We start from the raw sequence: 22,543 nt of genomic DNA on the forward strand, positions 1-22,543 counted from the left end.
GGTGCTCAATGGGAAATCCTCCAGGTTCAGCGGATGAAGGCCGTGGCCATCCACGGCATGGCAATCACCATCAGCGCCACGGCCAGCATGACGGCGGCGAAAGGCAGCGTCCCCATGAAGATGTCGTTTAGCGAGATGGTCTTGTCGTTGATCGAGGCCTTGACGATGAACACGGCCATGCCGAATGGCGGCGTGAGCAGTCCGATCTCGACCACGATCACGGTGATCACGCCCAGCCACACCACGTCGACCTGGAAGGCCTGGAAAACGGGCAGAAACAGCGGGACGCAGATCAGCAGGATGGACGCGGAGTCCATCAAGGTGCCCAGGATGAGCAGCACCAGCAGGTAGACCACCATCAGCGCCGCGAAGCCCAGGCCGGCAGCCTGGATCTCCTGCGCGAGGTACATCGGCAGCCCCGACACCGACAGCATGCGCGAATACACGTTGGCTGCGATGATCAGCAGGATCAGTGAGGAAGTGACGTGGCCGGTCTCGGTGAGCAGCCGCCACAGGCCCTTGGCGCTGAGCCGCTTCTTGGCCAGGGCGATCACCAGCGCGCCAAGCGCGCCCACCGCGCCCGATTCGGTGGCCGTGAAAACGCCGCCGTACAGGCCGCCGAGCACCAGGACGATCAGGAGCACGATAGGCAGAACCATGCCCATCATCTGGCCCGTGCCCAGGCGCTCCCGGATCACGGCCTGCGGGCCGTTGCCGAATCGCTCGGGCTGGCGGCGCGCGCGCCACCAGATCAGCGCCGCGTAGGCCACCGCCAACACGATGCCCGGGATGATGCCGGCGAGGAACAGATCGCCGACCGAGGTGTTGGTCACCAGGCCGTAGATGATGAAAAGCACGCTGGGCGGGATCAGCATGCCCAGCACGGAACTGCCCGCCACCACGCCCACCGCGAAACGCTTGTCGTAGCCGTAGCGGATCATCTCCGGCACCGCCAGCTTGCTGAACACCGTGGCCGCCGCCACGCTTACCCCGGTGATGGCCGCGAAGATGGCGTTGGCCATCACCGTGGCGATCCCCAGATTGCCCGGCAGTCGCCGGAACGCCTGGTGGGCCACCGCGAAGCTGTCCTTGCCCAGGTCCGCGATCATCACCAACAGACCCATCAGGACGAACAGCGGTATCACACCGAAGACGTAGGCCTCGATCGAGTCCGTGGCGGCAAAGGCCAGCATGGTGCCGGCCAGTTCGAGGTTGTCGCGGATCAGCCAGATCCCGGCGAAGGACACGACGATCATCACGATCGGCACGTGCATGCCGCTGTAGACCAGCAGCACCAGGAACAGGATGGACCACAGGCCGATGGCGGTGCCGCTCATGTCCGCTCCTTGCGCATGGCCGCCAGGTGCTTCCAGGCGATCAGCAGGAATTGCAGCAGCATGGCGGCGCAGCCCGCGATCATGATGGCGCGCACCGGCCACTTGGGCAGAGAGAACACCGCCGGGTTGCCATAGGCGTCGCCGCTGGCGAGCGCGCGCTGCAGAAACGGTACCGTGGCGTACAGGATGACGCCGAAGGTCACGGCTCCCAGCACGTGGAAGAAGACCTGCAGCGCGTGGTAGGCCCGTGGCGCCCGCCTCTCCAGCAGGCGCAGCAGGGCGTCGGCCTGAATGATGCGTCCGGCGCGCAGGGTGTCGGCGAACTGCAGGAAGACGATCGCCGCGATCGAGGCGATGACCATTTCGGTCACGCCGGTCAAGGGGCGGTTGAAGGCGAAGCGCCCGATCACATCGGCATTGACCACGATCATGATGAAGGCGATGAGCACGGTGCCCGCGGCATTGAGCGCCGAACAGAGCCAGCCGAGCCAGCGCTCGACCGTGCCATCCGCTTCGATGGTGTCGGGCGCGGACGGATCGTCCGCCTCCCCGTGAAGGTCCAACTGGGCCACGGCGCGCTCAGGGTCGGGTCCAGTCGCGCGCCGGCTGGGCGCCTGCCTTGCGCAGGCCGTCCACATAGGTGCGCAGCACCTCGCGCGCGGGCAGACCCTTGGCTTCCAGCGGAGCGGCCCAGCGCTCAGCGATGTTGGGCAGCGTGTTGGCCCATTTCGCCTTTTCTTCCGCACTGAACTCCACCACCGTGGCGCCGTGCTTGGTCATGAGCTGGAGGGCGGCATCGGTCTCGCGCTCGATGCGGGCAACCATGGATTCCTGGTGCGCGTCCGAGGCGCGCTGGATGGCCTGGCGCACCTCGGCCGGCAGGCGGTCCCAGCTGCTTTTGTTGAAGACGATGTCAAATGCATTGATGGCGCCGAACCCGGTCTTGATGATTTGCGGGGCCACCTCGTACATCTTGCCAGCGGCCGACAGCATGGCCGAGTTGATGGCGGCCTCATAGACGCCTGTCTTGATGTCGTTGTAGGCCGTGCCCATCGTGGCCGCCACCGGCGTGGCGCCGGTGCCCTCGAGCCAGAGGGTGTTGGACGCGGCGGCCGCGATCTTCATGCCCTTGACGTCGCTCACGCTCTTCACCGGCTTGCTCGCGATCAGCAGGTAGCTGTCGAAGGAATAGCTGGTCAGGTAGACCAGGTTGAGGTTCGCCCAGGACTTCTGCATCGCCGGCATGGTCTTCTGCATGTCGTGCAGCACTCGGGTGGCAATGCGCGGGTCGTTGGTGGCGAAGGGAGCGGCCGACACCACGTTCTGCAGCGGCAGGCGGGCGGGCTCGAACAGGTGCACCACATGGCCCATGTCCGCGATGCCCGTGGATACCGCATCGAGCATGTTCGGCATGGTGGCCAGCGTGCCACCCACCGCCACGTTCCAGTCCACCCGGTGCCTGGAGCCGGCTTTCTCCAGCTCCTTGTTGACATTGGGCAGGAAGGTTTTGATCTGCTCATCGGTCCAGGCAAAGGTCGCCGGATAGCCCGAGGCAAAGGTGAGCTTGTGGGTGACGGTCTGCGACTGGGCGGCACCCGTCGACACGAGCAAAGCCAGGCCCAAGGCCCCAACGAGGGATTGAATCTTCACGCTGTCTCCTAGTGTTTTGATAGCGGGGTGCGCCAACCCCGAGCCGACGTTAAGCGCTGTGACCAGGGCGCGCAACCGCATCGCCGCCAATACCGACATTGCCGCCATCAATGGCGCGCAAGGCGATCTCATCCTGCGCCGGATCGAAGCGGAACCCAGGCACGCGGGCGTGCTGGTAGAAGCCCGAGTCCTGCACGACCAGGCTTAGCATGGTGGTCGGGCCGCGGTTGTGATGCGAATGCGGTTGCCCCGCGGGCGTGACCATCACGCCCCAGGGTGCCCAGTCGAGGCGTTGTCCACCCACGAACGAGCTGCAGCTTTCACCCTGCAGGCTGAGCGTGATGGCCGCGCCGTTGTGGCAATGCGTGCGCTGGTCCCGCCCCGCTTCCAGCGTATTGATGTTGGCGATGAAGAACGGCGTGGTGAGGTGCTGCGCCTGCAGGGAGTCGCGGGTGAAGATCACCGCGCGACCCACGGCCTCTTGCCGTTCCGCCAGTTGGTCCAGCCGCTCCATCTCGCTGGCCTGCGCCGCGGCGGTGTAGTGCACGGCACTGGGCTTGTCTTCCAGCAGCGCGCGCACGCCCAGCCAGCGCCACAGCGGCTCGTCGCTCACGCAGAAAAGCAATGCGTTCTGCTGCGCCACATGCCGGATGCCGGCCGCCGCGGGCAGAACAAGCACGTCGCCCTCCTGCCAGGTGATGTCTTCATTGCCCGCGAACGAGCGGCCCCTGCCGCGCAGCACCTGGCAAATGCTGGCCAGTGCCGGCCCTTCCTGCTCTAAGGGGTCGCCGGGGCTGAGCTGCAGGTACCGCGCGAGCATGGTGTGCGTGGTGGCGGGGAACGGCAGCCCCAGTGCCGCCGCGCGGTCCAGCGCCACGGCGCGGCTGCGCCGCACCCCGTCCGGCGACAGCACCAGGCGGCGCTCGGCCTCGAAGGTCTGGGCCACGTCCGGTGGTGTGTGGTCCTGGAAGTGGTTGACGGGAATGTGGTACCGGGCCCGTTCGGTTGCGCGGTGCATGTGGCTAGCTGGCCATGGTGCCATCGGCCTTGTAGATGCCCGCCTCGATCAGGCGTTGCACGCCTTTGGGGGATATCTCTGCGGCCGGCGCGTTGCCGCCGATCATGCCGAGCAAGAGGCCTTCGGGTTCCCCCAAGGGCGCTTCGACGCATTCGAACCGCCGTTGCACGCCCACGGGCAAGGCGATGAAGTCCAGCGGCTCCAGCAGCACGTGGGCATCGCCCTCGGCGCCTTCCCATTCCACTTTCCAGCGGCCCTTCATCGCCATGAAGGTCTCCACCGTGTCGTGGGTGTGCATCAGAACGCCCTTGCCCGGCGCGGCCTGGATAAACGACACACCGAAGCCCGCGGTGAGGTGGGAGACCTTGGCGCGCGCCTTGTCGCCAAAGGGTGAGAACTGGCCTTCGCCACGTGGTTGCTCAAAGCCCAGCACGTTCAGAAAGGCCCGCCGGCATTCAGGCAATTGCATATCAGGCAGTCCTTCCTCGCAGCGAGAAAGCTCGGAGAAACGGGCCACGCAACGCTGCATGTCCTGGTGCGTGGGGCGGACGGTGTCGATGCTCATGGGGTGCCTTCTCTATATAGTCGGTCGCAGGGAGCGGTGAATTCCCATTGCATCACCCGAGCGCGGCCTGGGACAAGCAAGCACATGCAATGCGCACATTGATGACCGGTATGGAGACCCGCGGATGAATCGCAACCACATCAACCTGCTCGTCTGCCTGGACGCGTTATTGAGCGAGCGCTCGGTGACGCGTGCTGCGCAGAAGCTGGAGATGAGCCAGCCGGGTATGAGCAACGCCTTGTCCCGCCTGCGCCAGTTGACTGGCGACCCTTTGCTGATCCGAACGCCTCAGGGCTTCAAGCTCACCGAGCGGGCGGAAACGTTGATCGACAAGGTGCGGGCGAGCCTGTCGCTGGTCGATGAGATCTTCGGCAACGAAGCGCCACTTGATCCTCAGCAGGCGGCCGGCAGCGTCACCCTCGCGGCCCCGGACTCGGTGGGTATCGCGCTCATGCCGATGCTGGCGGGCGCCTTGGCCGCCACGGCGCCGCAGGTGACGCTGGACTTTCGGCTACCGGACGCGGAACGCCTGCGCGACTGGCTGGCCGAAGGCGAGTGCGACATCGCGGTGGGACATTTTCCGAATTTGCCCTCGGATCTGCGCTGCACCGAGCTGTTCACGCAGACCTTGTCGTGCATCCGTTCGAACCGCGCGCAGGCCGCGGGGCCGATCGAGCTGCAGGACTACCTGGATGCCACGCATGTGGTGTTCGGATCGCCTTTCTCGCCGCGTTCGACCATGGAGGCCACTATCGATGCTGCGTTGGGTGCGCAAGGGCATACCCGGCGGCGCATGGTGCGCGTGTCCTCGCTGCCGCCCATGGCCCACATCGTCGCGGCCAGCACGCACCTGGCCGTGTTGCCGACCTGGATGGCCACGCACTACGCGTCCTTCCTTCCGATCGAGGTGCACCCCTTGCCCTTCGAGGTAGACCCCGTGCGCTGCAGCATGGTGTGGCATGACCGCACGCACCGGCAAGGCCTGCAGTCCTTCGTGCGCGAGCAGCTGCGGGCCGTGACGCAAGCGCTGCTGGAGCCAACGCCGCCGGCAACCGGGTCGCTGCTGAGAGACGGGATCCGGGCGTAGCGCAGGAGGGCAGCGCCTGCGAGCCAGGCACGCCGTGCGCCGCTGCGCTGCCTTCAGCGCTTCTCGTACTGCGTCTTGCCGAACAGGATGTCGCGCGACTTGTCGTCGGTGAGTGGTTTGCGCGCGTCGGCCAGCACGGCCACGCCGCGCTGCACCGCCGGGCGCGCGGCGATGCGGTCGAACCAGTCCTTCAGGCGCGGGTAGTCGGCCCAGGCGATGCCCTGGTTCTGCCAGCTGCGCAGCCAGGGAAAGATGGCGATGTCGGCGATGGTGTATTGCTTGCCGGCGATCCAGGGCTGGCCCTTGAGCTGGCGGTCCATCACGCCGTACAGGCGCTTGGCCTCGTTGGTGTAGCGGTTGACGGCGTAGTCGATCTTCTCGGGTGCGTAGAGGCGGAAGTGGTGCGCCTGGCCCAGCATGGGGCCGACGCCGCCCATCTGGAACATCAGCCACTCCAGCACCTGGAAGCGCTCGCGGTCGCCCTTGGGCAGGAAACGGCCGAACTTGCTCGCCAGGTAGACCAGGATGGCGCCCGACTCGAACAGGCTGATGGGCTGGCCGCCCGGGCCGTTGGGGTCGACGATGGCCGGGATCTTGTTGTTCGGGCTGATGGCCAGGAAGTCGGGCTTGAACTGGTCGCCCGCGCCGATGTTGACCGCGTGCACCTGCCAGTCCCGGCCCAGTCGCTGGCCGCACTCCTCCAACATGATGTGAACCTTGTGCCCGTTGGGCGTGGGCCAGGAGTGGACGTCGATCATCAGCTTCCTCGTGTGATGGGCATCTCGACCTCGCCAGGCACGGCCATGTGCTTGGCGAGTTCGAGTTTGGCGATGGATTGGCGATGGACCTCATCGGGCCCGTCGGCCAGGCGCAGGGTGCGCTGGTTGGCGTAACTGTAGGCCAAGGGAAAGTCCCCACTGACGCCACCGCCTCCATGGGCCTGGATCGCCATGTCGATTACCTCGCAGGCCATGTTGGGCGCCACCACCTTGATCATGGCGATCTCGGCCTTGGCGACCTTGTTGCCCACGGTGTCCATCATGTAGGCGGCCTTGAGCGTGAGCAGGCGCGCCATCTCGATGCGGCAGCGCGCGTCGGCGATGCGCTCGTGCCAGACCGACTGCGCCGACACCGGCTTGCCGAAGGCCACGCGGCTGTTGAGGCGCTGGCACATGAGCTCCAGCGCCCGCTCGGCGGCGCCGATGGAGCGCATGCAATGGTGGATGCGGCCCGGGCCCAGGCGGCCTTGCGCGATTTCGAAGCCGCGGCCCTCGCCGAGCAGGATGTTGCCGGCCGGCACGCGCACGTTCTTGAGCACCACCTCCATGTGGCCGTGCGGCGCGTCGTCGTAGCCGAACACCGAGAGCGGTCGCACCACGGTGATGCCGGGCGCGTTCGAGGGCACCACGATCATGCTCTGCTGCGAGTGGCGCGGCGCGTCCGGGCTGGTCTTGCCCATCACGATGTAGACCGCGCAACGCGGATCGCCCGCGCCCGAGGACCACCACTTGCGGCCGTTGATGACGTAGTGGTCGCCGTCTCGCTCGATGCGGCACTGGATGTTGGTGGCGTCGCTGGAGGCCACCTCGGGCTCGGTCATGAGGAAGGCCGAGCGGAACTCGCCCTTGAGCAGTGGCTCCAGCCACTGGTCCTTCAGGGCCTCGGAGGCGTAGCGCTCCAGCGTCTCCATGTTGCCGGTGTCGGGCGCCGAGCAATTGAAGACCTCGGGCGCCCAGGGCACGCGGCCCATGATCTCGCACAGCGGCGCGTACTCCAGATTGGACAGGCCCTCGGGCGCGCGCGGGCTGCGCGGCAGGAAGAGGTTCCACAGCCCGGCCTTGCGGGCCTTGGGCTTGAGCTCCTCGATGATCTTGGTGGGCACCCAGGCGTTGCCCTTGGCCCGGTTGGCCTCGATCTCCTGGAAGAAGCGCGCCTCGTTGGGGTAGATGTGCTCGTCCATGAAGGCGAGCAGCCGTTCGCGCAGGCCCTTGACCTTGTCGCTGTAGTCGAATTCCATGGTTTCTCCTGGTGTGTGGGGCGGGGCGGCTCAGCCGCCGTTGGCGAAGCGCCAGGCCATCTCGGCCATGGGACGTGCGCCCGCGGCCGACTTCACGGCCTGAGCGCTGGACGCGGTGCCGGCCTCGACGCGCTTGGCGATGCCTTGCAGGATCGCGGCGAGGCGGAACATGTTGTAGGCGAGGTAGAAGGCCCAGTCGGCCCGCAGTTGCTCGGGCGTGGCGAAGCCGGTGCGCTCGCAGTAGCGGGCGATGTAGTCCTGCTCGCTGGGGATGCCCAGTGCCGGCAGGTCCAGGCCCTGGATGCCTCGGAACAGGCCCGGCGGGATGTGCCAGGACATGCAGTGGTAGCTGAAGTCGGCCAGCGGGTGGCCGAGCGTGGACAGTTCCCAGTCGAGCACCGCGAGGATGCGCGGCTCGCTCGGGTGGAACATCAGGTTGTCGAGCCGGTAGTCGCCGTGCACCACCGAGACCAGGGTCTCGTCGCGCGCCATCGCGGGGATGTTCTTCGGCAGCCAGTCGATCAGGCGCTCCATCTCGGGGATGGCCTGGGTGATGGAGGCCTGGTACTGCTTGCTCCAGCGGCCGATCTGGCGCTCGAAGTAGTTGCCGGGCTTGCCGTAGTCGGCCAGGCCGATGGCCGTGGGCCTCACCGAATGCAACGCGGCCAGCACGCGGTTCATCTCGTCGTAGATGGCGCCGCGCTCGGCGTTGCCGAGGCCGGGCAGCGACTGGTCCCAGAGCACGCGGCCGTCCACACACTCCATCACGTAGAAGGCGCGGCCGATGACCGATTCGTCTTCGCACAGCGCGTGCATGCGCGCCACCGGCACACCGGTGCCGGCCAGCGCGCTCATCACGCGGAACTCGCGCTCGATGGCGTGGGCCGAGGGCAGCAGCTTGGCCACCGGGCCGGGCTTGGCGCGCATCACGTACGCGCGCGCGGGCGTGATCAGCTTGTAGGTGGGGTTGGACTGGCCGCCCTTGAACATCTCGACCGTGAGCGGGCCCACGAAGCCCTCCAGCCGCGGGGCCAGCCAGCGCTCCAGCGCGGCGGCGTCGAAGGCGTGCTGGTCGGACACCGGCCGCGTGCCGGTGAAGTTCTGTGCGTCGTTCATGCGGCGGTCGTCGGCTGGTGGGAAAGGGTCAGCTGTCGGCTTCGGCGATGCGCATCAGCGCGGCCCGGTTGCGGATCACGAGGCCCCCCTGCTCGATGCGGATGGCGTCCTCGCGCTCCATGGACTTGAGTTCCTGGTTCACGCGCTGGCGCGAGGCACCCAGCAGCTGCGCCAGCTCCTCCTGCGCCAGTTGCAGACCGATGCGCGTCTCGTTGCCGTCGTTCAGGCAGGGCACGCCGTAGCTGCGCACCAGGTGCAGCAGCTGCTTGGCCAGCCGTGCGCGCAAGGGCAGGGTGTTGAGGTCCTCCACCAGCCCGAACAGGGTGCGGATGCGCCGCGCCTGCAGGCGCATCAGTGCCTCGTACAGCTCCACGTGCGAGGACAGGATCTTCTGGAAATCGTTGCGGGCCACGCACAGCAGCGTGGTCGCGCCATGCGCATAGGCGTCGTGCGTGCGCTGGTCGCCGTCGAACATCGCCACGTCGCCGAACCACACACCCGGCTCCACGTAGGTCAGCGTGATCTGCTTGCCCGACAGCGAGGTCGAACTCACGCGCACCGCTCCCTTGGCCACGGCCGTCCATTCGGACGGCGGCTCGCCGCGCGCGACGATCAGGTCGGCGTCCTTGAATCGCTTGACGTAGGCGCATCGAAGGATGTCGTGACGCAGGGAAGGTGAGAGGGTGTTGAACCAGCGACCGCTGTTGATCGCCTCGCGTTCTTCCATTGTCAGAATGGGCTCGTCCATGGTCTGTCGTTTGAGTGACTGGAGGGGGCTGGCCTGTCGCGCCGGGGACCGGCCCCGCCGAGCCGGTGCGGCCGGGTGCGGGTCAGCGGTACTGGGCGGTCCGCTTCTCCAGGAAGGCCGCGATGCCCTCGCCGCCGTTGGGGTGGTGCAGGTTGCGCACGAAGTGCTCGCGCTCGGCCGCCAGGTGCGTGTGCAGCGGGTTCGTGTCCGCGTCGTTGACGAGTTCCTTGATGCTGGCCAGGGCGTTCGGCGCGCGCCCGTTCAGCTTCTCGGCCAGCGCCAGGGCTTCGCCCAGCGCGGCGCCGGCGTCGGTGAGCGTGTTGAGCACGCCGAGCTGCTGCAGCCGCTCGGGCGCGATGCGCTCGCCGGCCATCAGCAATTGCATCACCGTGGCGCGCGGCAAGGCGCGCGCCAGCGCCCAGCTGCCGCCGCCGTCGGGCGAGATGGCGACGTTGCTGTACGCCATGACGAAGACCGCGTCGCGCGCGGCGACGATGAAGTCGCAGGCCAGCGTGAGCGAGAAGCCCGCGCCCGCGCAGGCGCCCTCGACGGCCGCGATCACCGGCTTGGGGAAGGCGCGGATGGTCTCGATCCAGTTGTGCAGGCCCGAGATGGTTTCGGCCTGCACCTCGGGTGGCTGCTGCCGGTTGCCCTGCAGGCGCTGCAGGTTGCCGCCCGCGCAGAAGTGGCGGCCTTCGCCCACGATGACCACGCTGCGCACGTCGGCGCTGCTCTCGGCCACGTTGAGCGCTTCCACCCCGGCCGCGTACATCTCGGGACCGAGCGCGTTGCGGTGCTCGGGGTTGCTGATGGTGAGCACCATGGTGGCGCCCACGCTGTGGCTCTTCAGGCTGGCGCTCATGTCAGATTTCCTCGTGCGTGAGGCTCAGGCCCAGCGCGCCGCGGCGGCGCAGCCAGGGCGAGGGGCGGTAGCGCGGATCGCCGTACACCGTCTGCAGGTTGAAGAGGATCTCGAGCACGTTGGTGGGGCCGATGCGGTCGCCCATGGCCAGCGGGCCCATCGGGTAGCCCAGGCCCAGGGTGACGGCCACGTCCAGGTCGGCCGGCGAACAGATGCCTTGCTGGCACATGTCGGCGGCGATGTTGACGATGGTGGCCACCACGCGCTGCGTGACGAAGCCGCCGCTGTCGCGCACCACGCTCACGGCCTTGCCGTCGCGGGCGAACAGGGCGTGCGCGGCGTCGCGCATGTCGGGGCGGGTGGCGGGGTTGGTGGCGAGCACGCGGCGCCTGGTGGCGCCGTCCTCCAGCATCATGTCGATGCCCAGGGTGCGCGTGGCGTCCAGGCGCTCCACGGCGGCCAGGGTGGTCACGTCCATGCCCAGCGGCGCCACCAGGATCAGGGCCTGTTCGCTGGGCGCGGCGCCGGTCTCGATGCGGGCGTCCAGGTTCTTGAGCAACTGGTACAGCTCCTGGCGGCGGGCGGCCTTGGGCGAGACCCACACCGGCGGCAGCGTGTTCACGGCCGGCACGGGCGGCTCGGGCGGCACCTGCGCCGCGCCGTCCACGTAGCGGTAGAAGCCGTCACCCACCTTCTTGCCCACCACGCCGCCGGCCAGGCGCTGCGCGGTGATCACGCTCGGGCGGTAGCGCGGTTCCTCGTAGTACTGGTGGTAGATGGACTCCATCACCGGGTGCGACACGTCCAGGGCGGTGAGGTCCATCAGCTCGAAGGGCCCGAGGCGGAAACCCATCTGGTCTTTCAGGATGCGGTCCATGGTGGCGAAGTCGGTGACCCGCTCGCCCGCCACGCGCAGGGCCTCGGTGCCGTAGCCGCGGCCCGCGTGGTTGACGATGAAGCCCGGCGTGTCCTGCGCGCTCACGGGCGTGTGGCCGTAGGCGCGGGTGAAGCCGGCCAGGCGCTCGCAGACGGCCGGGTCGGTCTTGAGGCCGGCGATGACCTCCACCACCTTCATCAGCGGTACCGGATTGAAAAAGTGGTAACCCGCGAAGCGCGCCGGATGCTGGAGCGCGGCGGCGATGGCGGTGACCGACAGCGAGGAGGTGTTGCTGACCAGCACCGCGTCGGCGGCCACGACGTCCTCCAGTTGCTTGAAGACCGATTGCTTGACGTCCAGCCGCTCCACGATGGCCTCGATCACGAGGTCGCAAGCCGCGAGGTCCTGCAGGGACTCGGCCACCCGCAGGCGCTGCACGCAGGCGTCGCGCGTGGCGGCGTCGAGCTTGCCTTTGCCCTGCAGGGTGTCCCAGGTCTTGGCGAGGGCGTCGCGCGCGCCGGCGGCGGCACCGGCCTGGGCGTCGAACAGCCAGACCTCGGCGCCGGCCTGCGCGGCCATCTGGGCGATGCCGCGGCCCATGGCGCCGGTGCCCACGACCGCCGCACGTTTAAAAAAGGATTGCATATGTGTGTTGTATTTCGGTTGATAGCCAGTTTGCCTATGACAAAATGTTTCAACCTTCTGGAGGGAAATCCGACGTGCGCCAGATCTGGACAGCCTGCATTTTGCTATCAACCGCCGTGAGCAGTCCGGCGGTCACGCTCGGGCGCCACAGTGGGGCGGCGCTGATCGGCCAGCCACTCGATGTGCAGTTCCAGGTGATGCTGGCCCCCGGCGAGGACATCGCCACCCAGTGTCTCCAGGCCGACGTCTTCTACGGCGACGTCCAGGTCACGCCGAACTTCGTCACCGTCACCCCGCGCGCCGCGCCCGGCGAACTCACGGGCATCGCCCGCGTCGTCGCCAGCCTGCCGGTCAACGAACCCATCGTCACCCTGTCGGTGCGCGCCGGCTGCGGCCTGCCGTTCACCCGCCGTTATGTGTTGCTCGCCGATCTGGTGAGCGAACCGGCGGTGGCGGCGGCTCCCGCGCCCCGCGCCGTCGACGCGATGCCCTTGCCCGCGGCTCCCATGCCGGCGCCGGCCCCGGCGCCCCAGGTGGCGGCGCCGCCCGCACGGGCCGCCACGCCTGAGCGCGCCCCCGCGCCCGTGGTGCGCGAGCGCCCGCGGGCCCCCATCAAGCCGTCCAAGGTGCCCGTGGCGCCGCGCCCGAAGCCAGCGGCGGCGCCCGCGCCGGCCGCTTCCGCCGCGGCGGCACCAGCCCCCACGCCCGTACCCAGCGCCAAGGACGGCGCCGCCAAGGCACCGGCCGGTGCGCCGCGCCTGCGGCTCGACCCCCCCGACCTGAGCGCGGGCACCTCACCCAACGCCGCGCCCGAGGCTGCGGCCGCGGCGCCCGCCGAACCCAGTCCGCTGGAAGCCGCGCTGGCGGCGGCCAACGAGGAGTCGCGCCGCAACGCCGAGCGCCTGGCCGCTCTGGAGGCCGACATGGCCCGCTTCCGCGAGTCGCAGCAGCGCGATCAGGCGCGCGTGGCCGAACTGAGCGCGCAGCTTGCGCAGGCCCAGGAGCAGCGCTACGCCAACTGGCTCGTCTTCTTGCTCGGCGGTTTGCTGCTGGTGTCCCTGGCGGCGCTGGTCGCCCTGGTGCGCCGCCAGCGGCAAGACACCCCCATCGCCTCCGACGCGTCGCGCGCCTGGTGGACCGACGGCCCGGACGAAGAGGGCGAGGCCCAGCCGCGCGCCTCGCGCCATGCGGCGTTGCAGCCCAGCGCGCCGGTGCCACTGGACGCCGTGGACGTTGACCTGGACGTGGATTCCACGCCCGCGCCCCTGCAGGCGGCGCCGCGCCGCACACCGGGCTTTGGCGCCACGGTGCCGCCCCAGGACCGGCGCGACTTCGCGCCCAGCGCGATGAACGTCTCGCGCTCCGTGGCCGCCGAGGAACTGTTCGACGTGCAGCAACAGGCCGACTTCTTCGTCTCGCTCGGTGAGGACGACCAGGCCATTGCGGTGCTGCGCAACCACCTGGCCGAGAGCCACGAGCCCAGCCCGCTGGCCTACCTTGACCTGTTCCGCCTGTACCACCGCCTGGGCCGCCGCGACGAATACGGGGCGCTGCGCGAGGAGTTCAACCGCGTGTTCAACGCCGGCGCGCCGCCCTTCGACCGCTACGCCGACAAAGGCCGCGGTCTGGACGCCTACGAGTCGGCCTTTGGGCGCATCCAGGCGCTGTGGCCGCAGCCGCGCGTGCTGGACCTCATCGAGCGCAGCCTGTTCCGTGATGCGGAGGAGGGCGACACCGAGGTGTTCGACCTGGAGGCCTACCGCGAGCTGCTGATGCTGCACGCGATCGCCAAGGACATCGTTCAGCGCGAATCGCAGACGCTGCCGCCGCAGGAGTTCCGCAATACTTCCATGCAGCCGCTCAAGGCGGTGTCGCGCAACGCGCCGCTCACGGTCACGGGTGATGACCCGCAGCGCCGCACCGTGCCGATGGACCTGCACGTGATCCCGCCCGCCTCGGCCCGCCAGGGGCTGGACGTGAACCTGGAAGACCTGGAGGCCGAGTCGCAGTTCGAGGCCTCGCTGCCCGAGGTGGACGTGCCGGTGGAGCCCACCGCCGGGCGCGGTGGTGCGCTGCGCAGTGGCGAGAGCAGCCTGATCGATTTCGAGATCGTGGACAACGACCCCCGCCCCAACGAGGTGCGCGCCCCGCGCGACGAGGGCGACAGCGAGGGCGGAGAGCGCCGCTCCTGAGCGGTGACCTCTCCGCTCCAAGCCGGCCGGGTCACATGACCCGGCTTTTTTTCAGCGGCGCACCTGCAGCGCCCCGGGGTTGACGATGTTCGTCGGCGTGCCCCGGATGAAATTCACCACGTTGTCGAAAGCCGCGCTGAAGTACATCTCGTAGCTGTCCTGTTCCACGTAGCCGATGTGCGGGGTGCAGATGCAGTTCTCCAGCCGCAGCAGCGCGTGGCCCTGCAGGATGGGTTCCGACTCGAACACGTCCACGGCCGCCATGCCGGGGCGGCCCCGGTTGAGCGCGGTGATCAAGGCGTCGGGCTCGATGAGCTCCGCGCGCGAGGTGTTCACCAGCAGCGAGGTCGGTTTCATGCGCAGCAGGTCGTCGAGCTTGACGCAGCCCAGGCTGCGTTCGCCCAGCCGCAGGTGCAGGCTGAGCACGTCGCAGCATTCGAAGAAGCCCTCCTTGGAGGTGGCCACGTCGTAGCCGTCGTCCACGGCGCGCGCACGGGCTTCCTCGGAGCCCCACACCACCACGCGCATGCCGAAGGCGCGGCCGTAGCCGGCCACCAGCTGGCCGATGCGGCCGTAGCTCCACACGCCCAGGGTTTTGTCGCGCAACACCATGCCCACGCCGAAGTTGGGCGGCATGGCGGAGGACTTGAGCCCCGACTGCTGCCAGGCGCCGTGCTTGAGGTTGGCGACGTACTGCGGGATGCGGCGCATGGCCGCGAGCACCAGCGCCCAGGTGAGCTCGGCCGTGGACACGGGCGAGCCCACACCCTCGGCCACCGCGATGCCGCGCTCGGTGCAGGCGCCGACGTCGACGTGGCTGCCCACGCGCCCGGTCTGGGCGATGAGTTTGAGGCGGGGCAGCTTGTCGACGAGCTGGCGGGTGATGGGGGTGCGTTCGCGGATCAGCACGAGCACGTCGGCGTCGCGCAGGCGGATGGACAGCTGGCCGACACCCTTGACGGTGTTGGTGAAGACCTTGGCGGGGTAGGGCTCGAGCTTCTCGGCGCAATGCAGCTTGCGCACGGCGTCCTGATAGTCGTCGAGGATCACGATGTTCATGCCGCCTATTGTGCCCGGCCCCTTTGTGGCGACCGGGCAGCGGCGCGCTCAGGCCACCCGGCGTTGCAGCGTGGCGGGCGCGGCGCCGTCGAGCGCCGCGAGGCGGTCCAGCTCACGGCAGACCTCGTCGATGCGGCCCGCGAGCGCGACGCGGCCGTCGTGTGCGTGCGAGGCGTTGGCCGCCGAGCGGCCCAGCCAGCCCGCGCGCGCAAAGCGGCGCACGGCGGGGGTGGCGGGCGGCGTGGGCCTGGGGGTCGCGCGCGTGTGCGGCTCGGGCAACCAGCAGTCGATCAGTTGCAGGGGCTTGCGCCAGCTGTTCGATGCAAAGGAGTGGAAGAACAGTCCCATGTGAAACACCTCGTCAAGGGGTTGAACACAGGCAGGATTGATCTGGAATGCCGTCGCTGCGGGGTTGCGTGAGCGGCCGGTGGCCGCTTCAGGCAACGCCCGCCACCCGCAGTGGCGGCGCCGACCCCTCGGGTCAGTTCTGGAAGTTGTTGCGGATCAGGCCCACGGCCAAGCCCTCGATTTCGAAGGGTTCACCGGGTTCGACCACGATGGTGGGGTAGTCGGGGTTTTCGGCGTGCAGTTCGATGTGGTCGCGCAGGCGCATGTAGCGCTTGACGGTGACGTCGTCGCCCAGGCGGGCCACCACGATCTGGCCGTTGCGCGCCTCGCGCGTGGAGGCCACGGCGAGCAGGTCGCCGTCAAGGATGCCGGCGTCGCGCATGGACATGCCGCGCACGCGCAGCAGGTAGTCGGGGGTGCGCTGGAACAGGCTGGGCTCGACGCTGTAGGTCTGGTCGACGTGCTCCTGCGCGAGGATGGGCGAGCCCGCCGCGACGCGGCCGATGAGGGGCAGCACCAGCTGCGCCAGACCGGGCAGCGGCAGGGAGAGCTGGCTGTCGCGGGCCGCATGGATACTCTGCAGGTCGGCCCGGCGCAGGCGGATGCCGCGCGAGGTGCCGCTGACCAGTTCGATGACGCCCTTGCGCGCCAGGGCCTGCAGGTGCTCTTCGGCCGCGTTGGCCGACTTGAAGCCCAGTTCGGCCGCGATTTCGGCGCGCGTGGGCGGTGCCCCGGTGCGCGCGATGGCGGTCTGGATCAGCGCCAGGATCTGCTGCTGGCGGGCGGTGAGCTTGGGAGCGGCTTGGGTGTCGAGCATGGAACCTCGCATCAAGGGCTGGTGGGCCGGAACTGGGCACTGTCTGGGCATCCAGTATCTGTATTTTTAACCAGTTATTTGGAGAAGGCAAGTGGGTGAGGGCACAAAGGCCACGCGGATCGTCGTGCTGGGCATGGGCGGGACCATCGCCGGCCGGGCCGAGCGCGCGGGCGACAACGTGGGCTACGACGCGGGGGCGGTGCCGGTCGAGGACCTGGCGGCCGGCCTGCCCGCGCTGCGCGGGCGGGACATGGCCTTCGAACAGGTGGCGCAGATCAACAGCAAGGACATGCGCCTGGCCGATCTGCAGCGGCTGGTGGGGCGGGCGGGCCGGCACCTGGCCGACCCCGCCGTGCAAGGGCTGGTGGTCACGCACGGCACCGACACCATCGAGGAGACCGCGTACCTGCTGCAGACGCTGCTGGCGCCGGCCAAGCCCCTGGTGTTGACCTGCGCCATGCGCCCGGCCACGGCGGTGTCGCCCGACGGCCCGCAGAACCTCAGCGATGCCGTGGCCGTGGCCACCGAGCCGGGCGCGCGCGGCGTGCTGGTGGTGTGCGCGGGGCGGGTGCACGGCCCTCTTGAAGTGGCCAAGCAGCACCCGTACCGCACCGACCCTTTCGATTCCGGCGACGCCGGCGTGATCGCGCTGGTGGAGGAGGGGCGCGTGCGGCGCTTTCGCGATTGGCCCGCGGCGGCGCGCCACGCGGCGCGGCTGCAGGCCTTCCTGCGTGCGACCGCGATGCCGCGCGTGGCCTGGCCTGAGCAGCCACGCCGACGCGGCGGCCTGGCCGGTGCACGCACTGCTGGCCGCGCCGCCCGCGGCGCGGGTGCAGGGCATCGTGGTGTCGGGCACGGGCAATGCGTCGCTGCACGCCGAACTCGAGGCCGCGCTGCGCGAGGCCGAGGCGGCCGGCGTGCGCGTGGTCATCGCCAACCGCAACGGCGCGCCGCCGGTGCCGTACCCCCAGCAGCCCTTCGCCGACATCGACGGCCTGTCGCCGCCCAAGGCGCGCTGGGCGCTGGCGCTCGAGTTGCTGGACGCCTGAGGGTGGACGCCTTCGCCGCGCTGGGCGCCCATCCCTGGGCCTACCCCATGCTGGAGGTGGCGCACCTCGTGGGCGTCGCCTTGCTGCTGGGCAATCTGCTGCTGCTGGAGGCGCGCGTGTGGGGCCTGGGCGCGGCACTGCCGGTGCAGCCACTGGCGCGCTTGAGCCTCGGGCTGGCCGTGCTGGGATTCGGTCTGGCGGCGGCCAGCGGCCTGACGATGTTCGCCACCATGCCCTCGGAACTGTTGGGCAACCGGGTGTTCACAGCCAAGATGGCGCTGATCGCGCTGGCGGCGTGCAACGCGGGCTGGTTCCATGGCCGCCGCTCGCTGCAGCGCCTGGATGGCACGGCGCGCGCCCTGCTGGGCGTGTCCACGCTGCTGTGGCTGACGGTGCTGACCTGTGGCCGCTGGATCGGCTACGTCTGAAGGAGTGCAGGACGATGGACAGACGAACCCTGTTGCAGGCCGGCGCCCTGGCGCTGGGGGGCGTGGCCGGTGCCGCGCGCGCGCACCATGGCTGGAGCAGCTTCGACCAGAGCCGCCCCCTCTACCTGGAGGGCAAGGCCGTGCAGGTGGCGTGGCGCAACCCGCACGCCGAACTGGTGCTGGAAGTGCCCGAGAACCTGGCCGTGCCCGCGGGTCTGGCGAGCCGGTCGCTGCCGGCGCAGTCGGCCGGCGTGGACGGTGCCGCGCTGCTGGCGCGCGCCACGGTGCCGCGCCGGCGGGACCGGCGCTGGCAGATCGAACTCGCGCCCATTTTTCGCCTGAACCAGTGGCAGGTACCCGAGCTGAAGGTGGGCGACAGCATGGCCATGGTGGGCTTCGCCTTCGAGGGCGAGCGCGGCGAGCCGGTGCTGCGCGTGGAGTACCTGTTCGTCAGCGACAAGGCCTACGGCTTGCGCTCCAGCCCGGTCTGAGCCGCGCCGGCGCGGCTCACAGCGTGGCCAGCATGGCGCCCACGGTCAGCGCCATGGCGACCGTGGCGATCCAGCCGAGCACGCGCAGCCGCGGGCCGATGACGTGCGGGCCCATCGTCGAGGGCTGGGCGGCCAGCAGCATCATCACGGCCATGATGGGCACGGCGATCACGCCGTTGATCACCGCCGACCAGAACAGCGCCCGGACGGGGTCCATCGACGTGAAGCACAGCAGCACGCCGCCCACGGTGGCGGTGGCGATCACGCCATAGAAGCCGCGGCCTTCCCCCTTGTCCAGGCGCGCGCTCAGGCTGCCCGACCAGCCCGCCGCCTCGGCCACGGCGTAGCCGGCGGAGCCCGCGAGCACCGGCACCGCCAGCAGTCCGGTGCCGATGATCCCCAGGCTGAACAGCATGAAGGTGAATGGCCCGGCCACGGGCCGCAGGGCCTCCGCCGCCTGGGCCGAGGTCTGGACGTCGGTGACGCCCGCGGCGTGCAGCGTGGCCGCCGTGCTCAGGATGATGAAGAAGGCGATCAGGTTGGAGAACACCATGCCGATGCTGGTGTCGATCTTGATGCGCCGAAGGTGGCGGCGCACGTCCTGTCGGGTCTGGGGCGGCTGGCCGCTGGCGTCTTCCATTTCCTGCGCCGCCTGCCAGAAGAAGAGGTAGGGACTGATGGTGGTGCCGAACACCGCGACCACCATCAGGAGCACGTCGTGGCCGAGGGCGAGAGGCGGGCGCACGATCTGCCGGGCCACGGTCCACCAGTCCAGGTGCACCGTGAACACCACGGCCACATAGGACAGCAGCGCCAGCGTCAGCCACTTCAGCCAGCGCACGTAGGTCTGGTAAGGCAGGAAGACCTGCAGCACCAGGCAGAGCAGGCCGAACGTCACCGCGCACACGTGGGCCGAACCGCCCACCAGCAGGCGCAGCGCCTCCGCCATGGCCGCGATGTCCGCGGCCAGGTTGAGCGTGTTGGCCACCAGCAGCAGGCCGACCACGGCCAGCAGCACCCAGCGCGGAAAACCCGCCCGGATGTTGGCGGCCAGGCCCCGCCGCGTGACGTGTCCGATGCGCGCGCTGACGATCTGGATCGCGATCATGAGCGGCAGGGTGAAGACCACCGTCCACAGCATGGAGAAGCCGAACTGCGCGCCGGCTTGGGAGTAGGTGGCGATGCCGCTGGGATCGTCGTCGGCGGCACCGGTGATCAGGCCGGGTCCGAGCTTGCGCAGACCGCGCCGCAGGCCGAATGGACGGATCGCTTTCATGAGGCTCCCTGCCCGTTGGGCCCCGAGGCGGCCGGGGCGAGGCGCGGATCGTGGCCCGGCCGGCCATTGCGCGTCAATGGCCCCAGGCCGTTGGCCGGTGGAGAAAAACCCGGTTCGGGCTTACCAGTCCACCCGCAGTCCCAGGCTGCCGTTGAGCCCACCCCGGTGCCGCGCCGCGCCGCCCAGGGACCAGGCGCTGCCCACTTCCCCATAGAGGCTGATGCCGGTGGACAAGGCCAGCGTGGCGCCAGCGGCCAGCTCGGCGCTGGCGCCGCCCGTGCCCGTGGCCACGTCCGCGGAGCCGGCGGGTCCGATGAAGCGCGCCACATCCCTGCCTGGGCTGCTGCGGTACAGGTTCACGCGACCGTACGGTCGCAGCACGCCCGCGGCGGTCGACACCTCGCCCTTGACCCGCAGACCCAGCCGGGCCGCCCAGCTGCCATGGGGCTGTTGCTGCACGTCGGCGCCGGCGATGCTCACGCCGTCGAGCGCCATGCGCTGGTGCACCAGTTGCAGCTGCGGCTCCAGTTCCCAGCCCGCCGCGAGTGGGTAGCCCCGCCCGACTTCCACCGAGGCCAGGAGGCTGTCGCCCTTGCCATGGCTGGCCGGCGCGGTCAGCGGCGACACGCTGTAGCGGTGGCGGGCGCCCTGCAGCACCGTGTCCAGGTAGAAGCCGTTGGCACGCCGGTAGGTCGCATAGACGCCCAGGTACTGGCTGCGCAGCGCATTGCTGCCCAGCGCCTGTTCCGCGATGCCGCCAGCCAGGCCCCGCAGCCGCATGTCGCCGTCGAGCTGACCCACGTACAGGCCCGCGCGCCAGCCCGGCCGGGCCCACAGGTCGATGCCGGCCTGCAGACCGTGGAGCCGGCCCCGGCTGCGCGGGCTCACGTCGCCGCGCTGGCTCACGCGGCGTTCGGCGCTGATGATCCGCGCCCAGGTCTGCCGTTCGGCGGTGGCGCCATCGCCGACGCGCAGGTGCAGGTTGCCCACCATCACGGCATTGCCCAGGCGCAGCTGCTCAGGCAGCGCGGCGAACAGTGGTACCTCCACGCGGTAGGCGGGCGCGGCGGCCCCCGCGACCGCGCTGGACCGCAGAAACCAACTTTCCCCGGCGCCGTTGGCGTCGGCCGCGTACAGGCGGTACTCGTAGGCGCCGGCGTCGACGTGCTCGCCGGCCAGGCGGAACGCGTCCCTGGTGGTCTGGGCGGTGGTGGTGGCGCCGTTGAGCGCGCTGATGACTTCGATGCCGTCGCCCGTGGTCAGCGCGCCCAGGCCGCCCAGGTTGGTGATGTGCAAGGTGGTGGTGCCGCTGGCGCTGGCGCCGGCGCCATCGAGCACCAGCCGGTCGCTGAGGCTGCCGCTGTGGCCCAGCGCGGTGCCCATCCTCAGCGTGCCGTTCTGGCCGACATAGGCGCCGTTGACGGTCAGCCGGCTGCCGGGGACGGCGCCCAGCAGCGAGACCGTGCCCGCGTTGTCCAGGCTGGCCACCGCCTGGTCCAGGCCCGCCGTGTCGAGCGTGGCGCCGGCCGCCACGGTGTGCGCGGAGTGGGCGCTGAAGGCGCCGGCGGCGCTGGCACGCAAGGTGCCGCCCGCCACGCGGGTGGCACCCGTGTAGGTGCTCAGGCCGCCCAGCGTCAGCGTGCCCAGGCCCAGCTTGTTGAAGTCCGCCGCGCCGGTGAAGGCCGTGCCGGCGCCGACGGCGTGGTTGTTCGTGTCGATCCACACGCCCTCGGCGCCACCCGACAGCGTGGCGAAACCTTGCAGAAAATCGGCCTCGTTCAGGGTCGCGCGCAGGATGCCGCCGTTGAGGTTGAGCGTGGCGGTGCCACTGCCCCGGATCACCACGTTCGTTTCGAGCACGCCGCGCCCGCTCGCGTCGCCGAGCAGGCTCAGCGTGCCGCTGGAGCCGGCCTGGACGGCGATCTGGGTGCGCGGCGCCAGCACCGTGCCGCGGTCCTCGATGGTCAATTCGCCGATGCCCTCGTAGCCCACGTTCAACTGCGCCGAAAAGTCCAGGCTGGACGCGCGGGCGCTGATGGCGTCGCGGCCCGTGACCGTGACCAGGCCGTTGCCGCCCGCTTCGTAGCCGATGTAGACGGTGTGGCCGCTGACCGCGCCACCCGCTTCAACGGTGAGATCACCCGGGTCCGAAAAACCCACGTAGAGGTTGTCGCCCAGGCTCCAGGTCGAGACCCGGCCGTTGCCGTCGCTGCCGGAGACGGTGACCGTGCCGCTGGAGACGCCCGGGCCCACGCCGGTGGTGCCACCGATGGCGCCCTGGACGCTGCGCACCAGGCCCCCGTTTTCGATGAGCAGCGAGCCCACGCCGGCATTGCCCACGGTGAGCGTGCTGGTGTTGATCCAGGTGGAGGCGTTGCCATGGGCATCCACGCCCGAGACGGTGGCCGAGGCCGTGCCGCCGCCAAAGGCGATGTTGCCGTGCGCGTTGCTGACCAGACCGCCGTTGAGGATCGAGAGCGACGCCGTGCCGCCCGCCCCGACGGCCAGATCGCCCGGCATGGTCCAGCTCGACACGTTGCCGCTGCCGTCGCTGCCCGTGACGATCACCGTGCCCGTGCCCCCGGTGTAGCCCAGCGCGCCGTTCCCGCTGCTGGCCGTGCCGCCGTCTTCGATGGTCAGGGTGCCGACGCCGGTGTCGCCGACGTAGATCTCGCCGGCCTCGACCCAGTGCGGCGACGGGACCGGCAAGGGGCCCGGGTTCACGTCGCCCACGCCGGTGACGGACTGCGCGACCGCCACGCGGGTGCCCAGCGTTGCCCACACCAGGGCCATGGCCGCCAGGGACAGGCGCGAGCGCCGGTGGGGAATGAACGCGTGTTGCTGGCCCATTGGTTTGTCATCGGTCCATGCTGGCGCAACTTGATGGCCTTCTGGCCCGTGCCTTGGCCGTCGCCGATCGCGCGGCTGCGCCGACCAAGAAAAATGCCCCGCGGTTGCGGG

Annotated in this window: 20 protein-coding genes; 4 read left to right on the forward strand and 16 right to left on the reverse strand. The window is 69.7% G+C overall.

The annotated features are described in order from the left end of the window. Positions 1-26: 26 nt before the first annotated feature. From SOM08_RS13735 to SOM08_RS13755, 5 genes are all read right to left on the reverse strand, one after another. Positions 27-1,337 carry a TRAP transporter large permease gene (locus SOM08_RS13735; RefSeq protein ID WP_116957180.1) on the reverse strand — a complete coding sequence of 437 codons (1,311 nt, stop codon included), beginning with the start codon at positions 1,335-1,337 and terminating at the stop codon, positions 27-29. Continuing rightward, positions 1,334-1,909, reverse strand: a complete 576-nt coding sequence (locus tag SOM08_RS13740) for a TRAP transporter small permease (protein ID WP_322469117.1) — start codon at positions 1,907-1,909, stop codon at positions 1,334-1,336. The genes SOM08_RS13735 and SOM08_RS13740 overlap by 4 nt, the downstream gene beginning before the upstream one ends. Before the next feature lie 7 nt (positions 1,910-1,916). Next, entirely contained in the window at positions 1,917-2,987 is a 1,071-nt protein-coding gene (locus tag SOM08_RS13745) for a C4-dicarboxylate TRAP transporter substrate-binding protein (RefSeq protein ID WP_181936372.1), read from the reverse strand. A gap of 49 nt (positions 2,988-3,036) precedes the next feature. Beyond that, positions 3,037-3,933, reverse strand: coding sequence for a hypothetical protein (locus tag SOM08_RS13750; RefSeq protein WP_147326152.1), 897 nt, complete (start codon positions 3,931-3,933; stop codon positions 3,037-3,039). A 76-nt stretch (positions 3,934-4,009) separates the two neighbouring features. Further along, positions 4,010-4,570 (reverse strand): cupin domain-containing protein, encoded by a 561-nt coding sequence (locus SOM08_RS13755; protein ID WP_322469118.1) that lies wholly within the window; start codon positions 4,568-4,570, stop codon positions 4,010-4,012. Positions 4,571-4,694: 124 nt separating this feature from the next. Between SOM08_RS13755 and SOM08_RS13760 the strand changes: the two genes are divergently transcribed. After that, the gene (locus SOM08_RS13760) at positions 4,695-5,657 is read left to right on the forward strand and encodes a LysR family transcriptional regulator (protein WP_116957185.1); all 963 of its coding nucleotides are present in this window, start codon (positions 4,695-4,697) and stop codon (positions 5,655-5,657) included. Positions 5,658-5,710: 53 nt separating this feature from the next. Here the strand turns inward: SOM08_RS13760 and SOM08_RS13765 are convergent, their stop codons facing one another. The 6 genes from SOM08_RS13765 to SOM08_RS13790 all read right to left on the reverse strand — a co-directional run bounded on the left by SOM08_RS13765 (position 5,711) and on the right by SOM08_RS13790 (position 11,922). Next, positions 5,711-6,415, reverse strand: a complete 705-nt coding sequence (locus SOM08_RS13765) for a glutathione binding-like protein (RefSeq protein WP_116957186.1) — start codon at positions 6,413-6,415, stop codon at positions 5,711-5,713. Further along, positions 6,415-7,674, reverse strand: a complete 1,260-nt coding sequence (locus SOM08_RS13770; RefSeq protein ID WP_116957187.1) for an acyl-CoA dehydrogenase family protein — start codon at positions 7,672-7,674, stop codon at positions 6,415-6,417. Before SOM08_RS13770 ends, SOM08_RS13765 begins: the two co-directional genes overlap by 1 nt. Before the next feature lie 30 nt (positions 7,675-7,704). Continuing rightward, on the reverse strand, positions 7,705-8,790 hold the full coding sequence (locus SOM08_RS13775; protein ID WP_116957188.1) for a phosphotransferase: 1,086 nt from the start codon (positions 8,788-8,790) through the stop codon (positions 7,705-7,707). 28 nt (positions 8,791-8,818) lie between these two features. Beyond that, positions 8,819-9,538 (reverse strand): Crp/Fnr family transcriptional regulator, encoded by a 720-nt coding sequence (locus SOM08_RS13780; RefSeq protein ID WP_070400108.1) that lies wholly within the window; start codon positions 9,536-9,538, stop codon positions 8,819-8,821. Between the two features lie 82 nt (positions 9,539-9,620). Beyond that, the gene (locus tag SOM08_RS13785) at positions 9,621-10,400 is read right to left on the reverse strand and encodes an oxepin-CoA hydrolase, alternative type (protein WP_116957189.1); all 780 of its coding nucleotides are present in this window, start codon (positions 10,398-10,400) and stop codon (positions 9,621-9,623) included. Between the two features lies 1 nt (position 10,401). Further along, on the reverse strand, positions 10,402-11,922 hold the full coding sequence (locus SOM08_RS13790; protein ID WP_322469119.1) for a 3-hydroxyacyl-CoA dehydrogenase: 1,521 nt from the start codon (positions 11,920-11,922) through the stop codon (positions 10,402-10,404). Between the two features lie 116 nt (positions 11,923-12,038). Between SOM08_RS13790 and SOM08_RS13795 the strand changes: the two genes are divergently transcribed. Then, entirely contained in the window at positions 12,039-14,114 is a 2,076-nt protein-coding gene (locus SOM08_RS13795; RefSeq protein ID WP_116957191.1) for a hypothetical protein, read from the forward strand. A gap of 51 nt (positions 14,115-14,165) precedes the next feature. On the opposite strand, the gene SOM08_RS13800 is transcribed toward SOM08_RS13795, so the two are convergent. From SOM08_RS13800 to lexA, 3 genes are all read right to left on the reverse strand, one after another. Further along, positions 14,166-15,173: a D-2-hydroxyacid dehydrogenase family protein gene (locus SOM08_RS13800; protein ID WP_116957192.1), complete on the reverse strand. Its 1,008-nt coding sequence runs from the start codon at positions 15,171-15,173 to the stop codon at positions 14,166-14,168. Positions 15,174-15,221: 48 nt separating this feature from the next. Beyond that, positions 15,222-15,521, reverse strand: coding sequence for a hypothetical protein (locus SOM08_RS13805; RefSeq protein WP_116957193.1), 300 nt, complete (start codon positions 15,519-15,521; stop codon positions 15,222-15,224). Positions 15,522-15,654: 133 nt separating this feature from the next. Beyond that, positions 15,655-16,338 carry a transcriptional repressor LexA gene (gene lexA / locus SOM08_RS13810; protein WP_070398273.1) on the reverse strand — a complete coding sequence of 228 codons (684 nt, stop codon included), beginning with the start codon at positions 16,336-16,338 and terminating at the stop codon, positions 15,655-15,657. Positions 16,339-16,429: 91 nt separating this feature from the next. Between lexA and SOM08_RS13815 the strand changes: the two genes are divergently transcribed. Together SOM08_RS13815 and SOM08_RS13820 are read left to right on the forward strand one after the other, a co-directional pair. Beyond that, complete coding sequence (locus SOM08_RS13815; protein ID WP_322469120.1) at positions 16,430-17,815, forward strand: asparaginase; 1,386 nt, start codon at positions 16,430-16,432, stop codon at positions 17,813-17,815. A gap of 14 nt (positions 17,816-17,829) precedes the next feature. After that, a complete protein-coding gene (locus SOM08_RS13820) occupies positions 17,830-18,306 on the forward strand; it encodes a DUF6152 family protein (protein WP_116957194.1) in 477 nt (158 codons plus the stop codon). Positions 18,307-18,322: 16 nt separating this feature from the next. On the opposite strand, the gene SOM08_RS13825 is transcribed toward SOM08_RS13820, so the two are convergent. Together SOM08_RS13825 and SOM08_RS13830 are read right to left on the reverse strand one after the other, a co-directional pair. Further along, entirely contained in the window at positions 18,323-19,582 is a 1,260-nt protein-coding gene (locus tag SOM08_RS13825; RefSeq protein ID WP_322469121.1) for a divalent metal cation transporter, read from the reverse strand. A 120-nt stretch (positions 19,583-19,702) separates the two neighbouring features. Beyond that, positions 19,703-22,432 carry an autotransporter outer membrane beta-barrel domain-containing protein gene (locus SOM08_RS13830; protein WP_322469122.1) on the reverse strand — a complete coding sequence of 910 codons (2,730 nt, stop codon included), beginning with the start codon at positions 22,430-22,432 and terminating at the stop codon, positions 19,703-19,705. Positions 22,433-22,543: the final 111 nt, after the last annotated feature.

Source organism: Hydrogenophaga sp. SNF1, from assembly GCF_034421675.1.
GTDB classification, from domain to species: domain Bacteria; phylum Pseudomonadota; class Gammaproteobacteria; order Burkholderiales; family Burkholderiaceae_C; genus Hydrogenophaga; species Hydrogenophaga borbori.

Bases quoted from the DNA above. Each gene is read 5' to 3' on its own strand.
- SOM08_RS13735 (WP_116957180.1), bottom strand. From the start codon at position 1,337: ATGAGCGGCACCGCCATCGGCCTGTGGTCCATCCTGTTCCTGGTGCTG.
- SOM08_RS13755 (WP_322469118.1), bottom strand. From the start codon at position 4,570: ATGAGCATCGACACCGTCCGCCCCACGCACCAGGACATGCAGCGTTGC.
- SOM08_RS13760 (WP_116957185.1), top strand. From the start codon at position 4,695: ATGAATCGCAACCACATCAACCTGCTCGTCTGCCTGGACGCGTTATTG.
- SOM08_RS13765 (WP_116957186.1), bottom strand. From the start codon at position 6,415: ATGATCGACGTCCACTCCTGGCCCACGCCCAACGGGCACAAGGTTCAC.
- SOM08_RS13770 (WP_116957187.1), bottom strand. From the start codon at position 7,674: ATGGAATTCGACTACAGCGACAAGGTCAAGGGCCTGCGCGAACGGCTG.
- SOM08_RS13775 (WP_116957188.1), bottom strand. From the start codon at position 8,790: ATGAACGACGCACAGAACTTCACCGGCACGCGGCCGGTGTCCGACCAG.
- SOM08_RS13780 (WP_070400108.1), bottom strand. From the start codon at position 9,538: ATGGACGAGCCCATTCTGACAATGGAAGAACGCGAGGCGATCAACAGC.
- SOM08_RS13785 (WP_116957189.1), bottom strand. From the start codon at position 10,400: ATGAGCGCCAGCCTGAAGAGCCACAGCGTGGGCGCCACCATGGTGCTC.
- SOM08_RS13790 (WP_322469119.1), bottom strand. From the start codon at position 11,922: ATGCAATCCTTTTTTAAACGTGCGGCGGTCGTGGGCACCGGCGCCATG.
- SOM08_RS13800 (WP_116957192.1), bottom strand. From the start codon at position 15,173: ATGAACATCGTGATCCTCGACGACTATCAGGACGCCGTGCGCAAGCTG.
- SOM08_RS13805 (WP_116957193.1), bottom strand. From the start codon at position 15,521: ATGGGACTGTTCTTCCACTCCTTTGCATCGAACAGCTGGCGCAAGCCC.
- lexA (WP_070398273.1), bottom strand. From the start codon at position 16,338: ATGCTCGACACCCAAGCCGCTCCCAAGCTCACCGCCCGCCAGCAGCAG.
- SOM08_RS13820 (WP_116957194.1), top strand. From the start codon at position 17,830: ATGGACAGACGAACCCTGTTGCAGGCCGGCGCCCTGGCGCTGGGGGGC.
- SOM08_RS13825 (WP_322469121.1), bottom strand. From the start codon at position 19,582: ATGAAAGCGATCCGTCCATTCGGCCTGCGGCGCGGTCTGCGCAAGCTC.
- SOM08_RS13830 (WP_322469122.1), bottom strand. From the start codon at position 22,432: ATGGGCCAGCAACACGCGTTCATTCCCCACCGGCGCTCGCGCCTGTCC.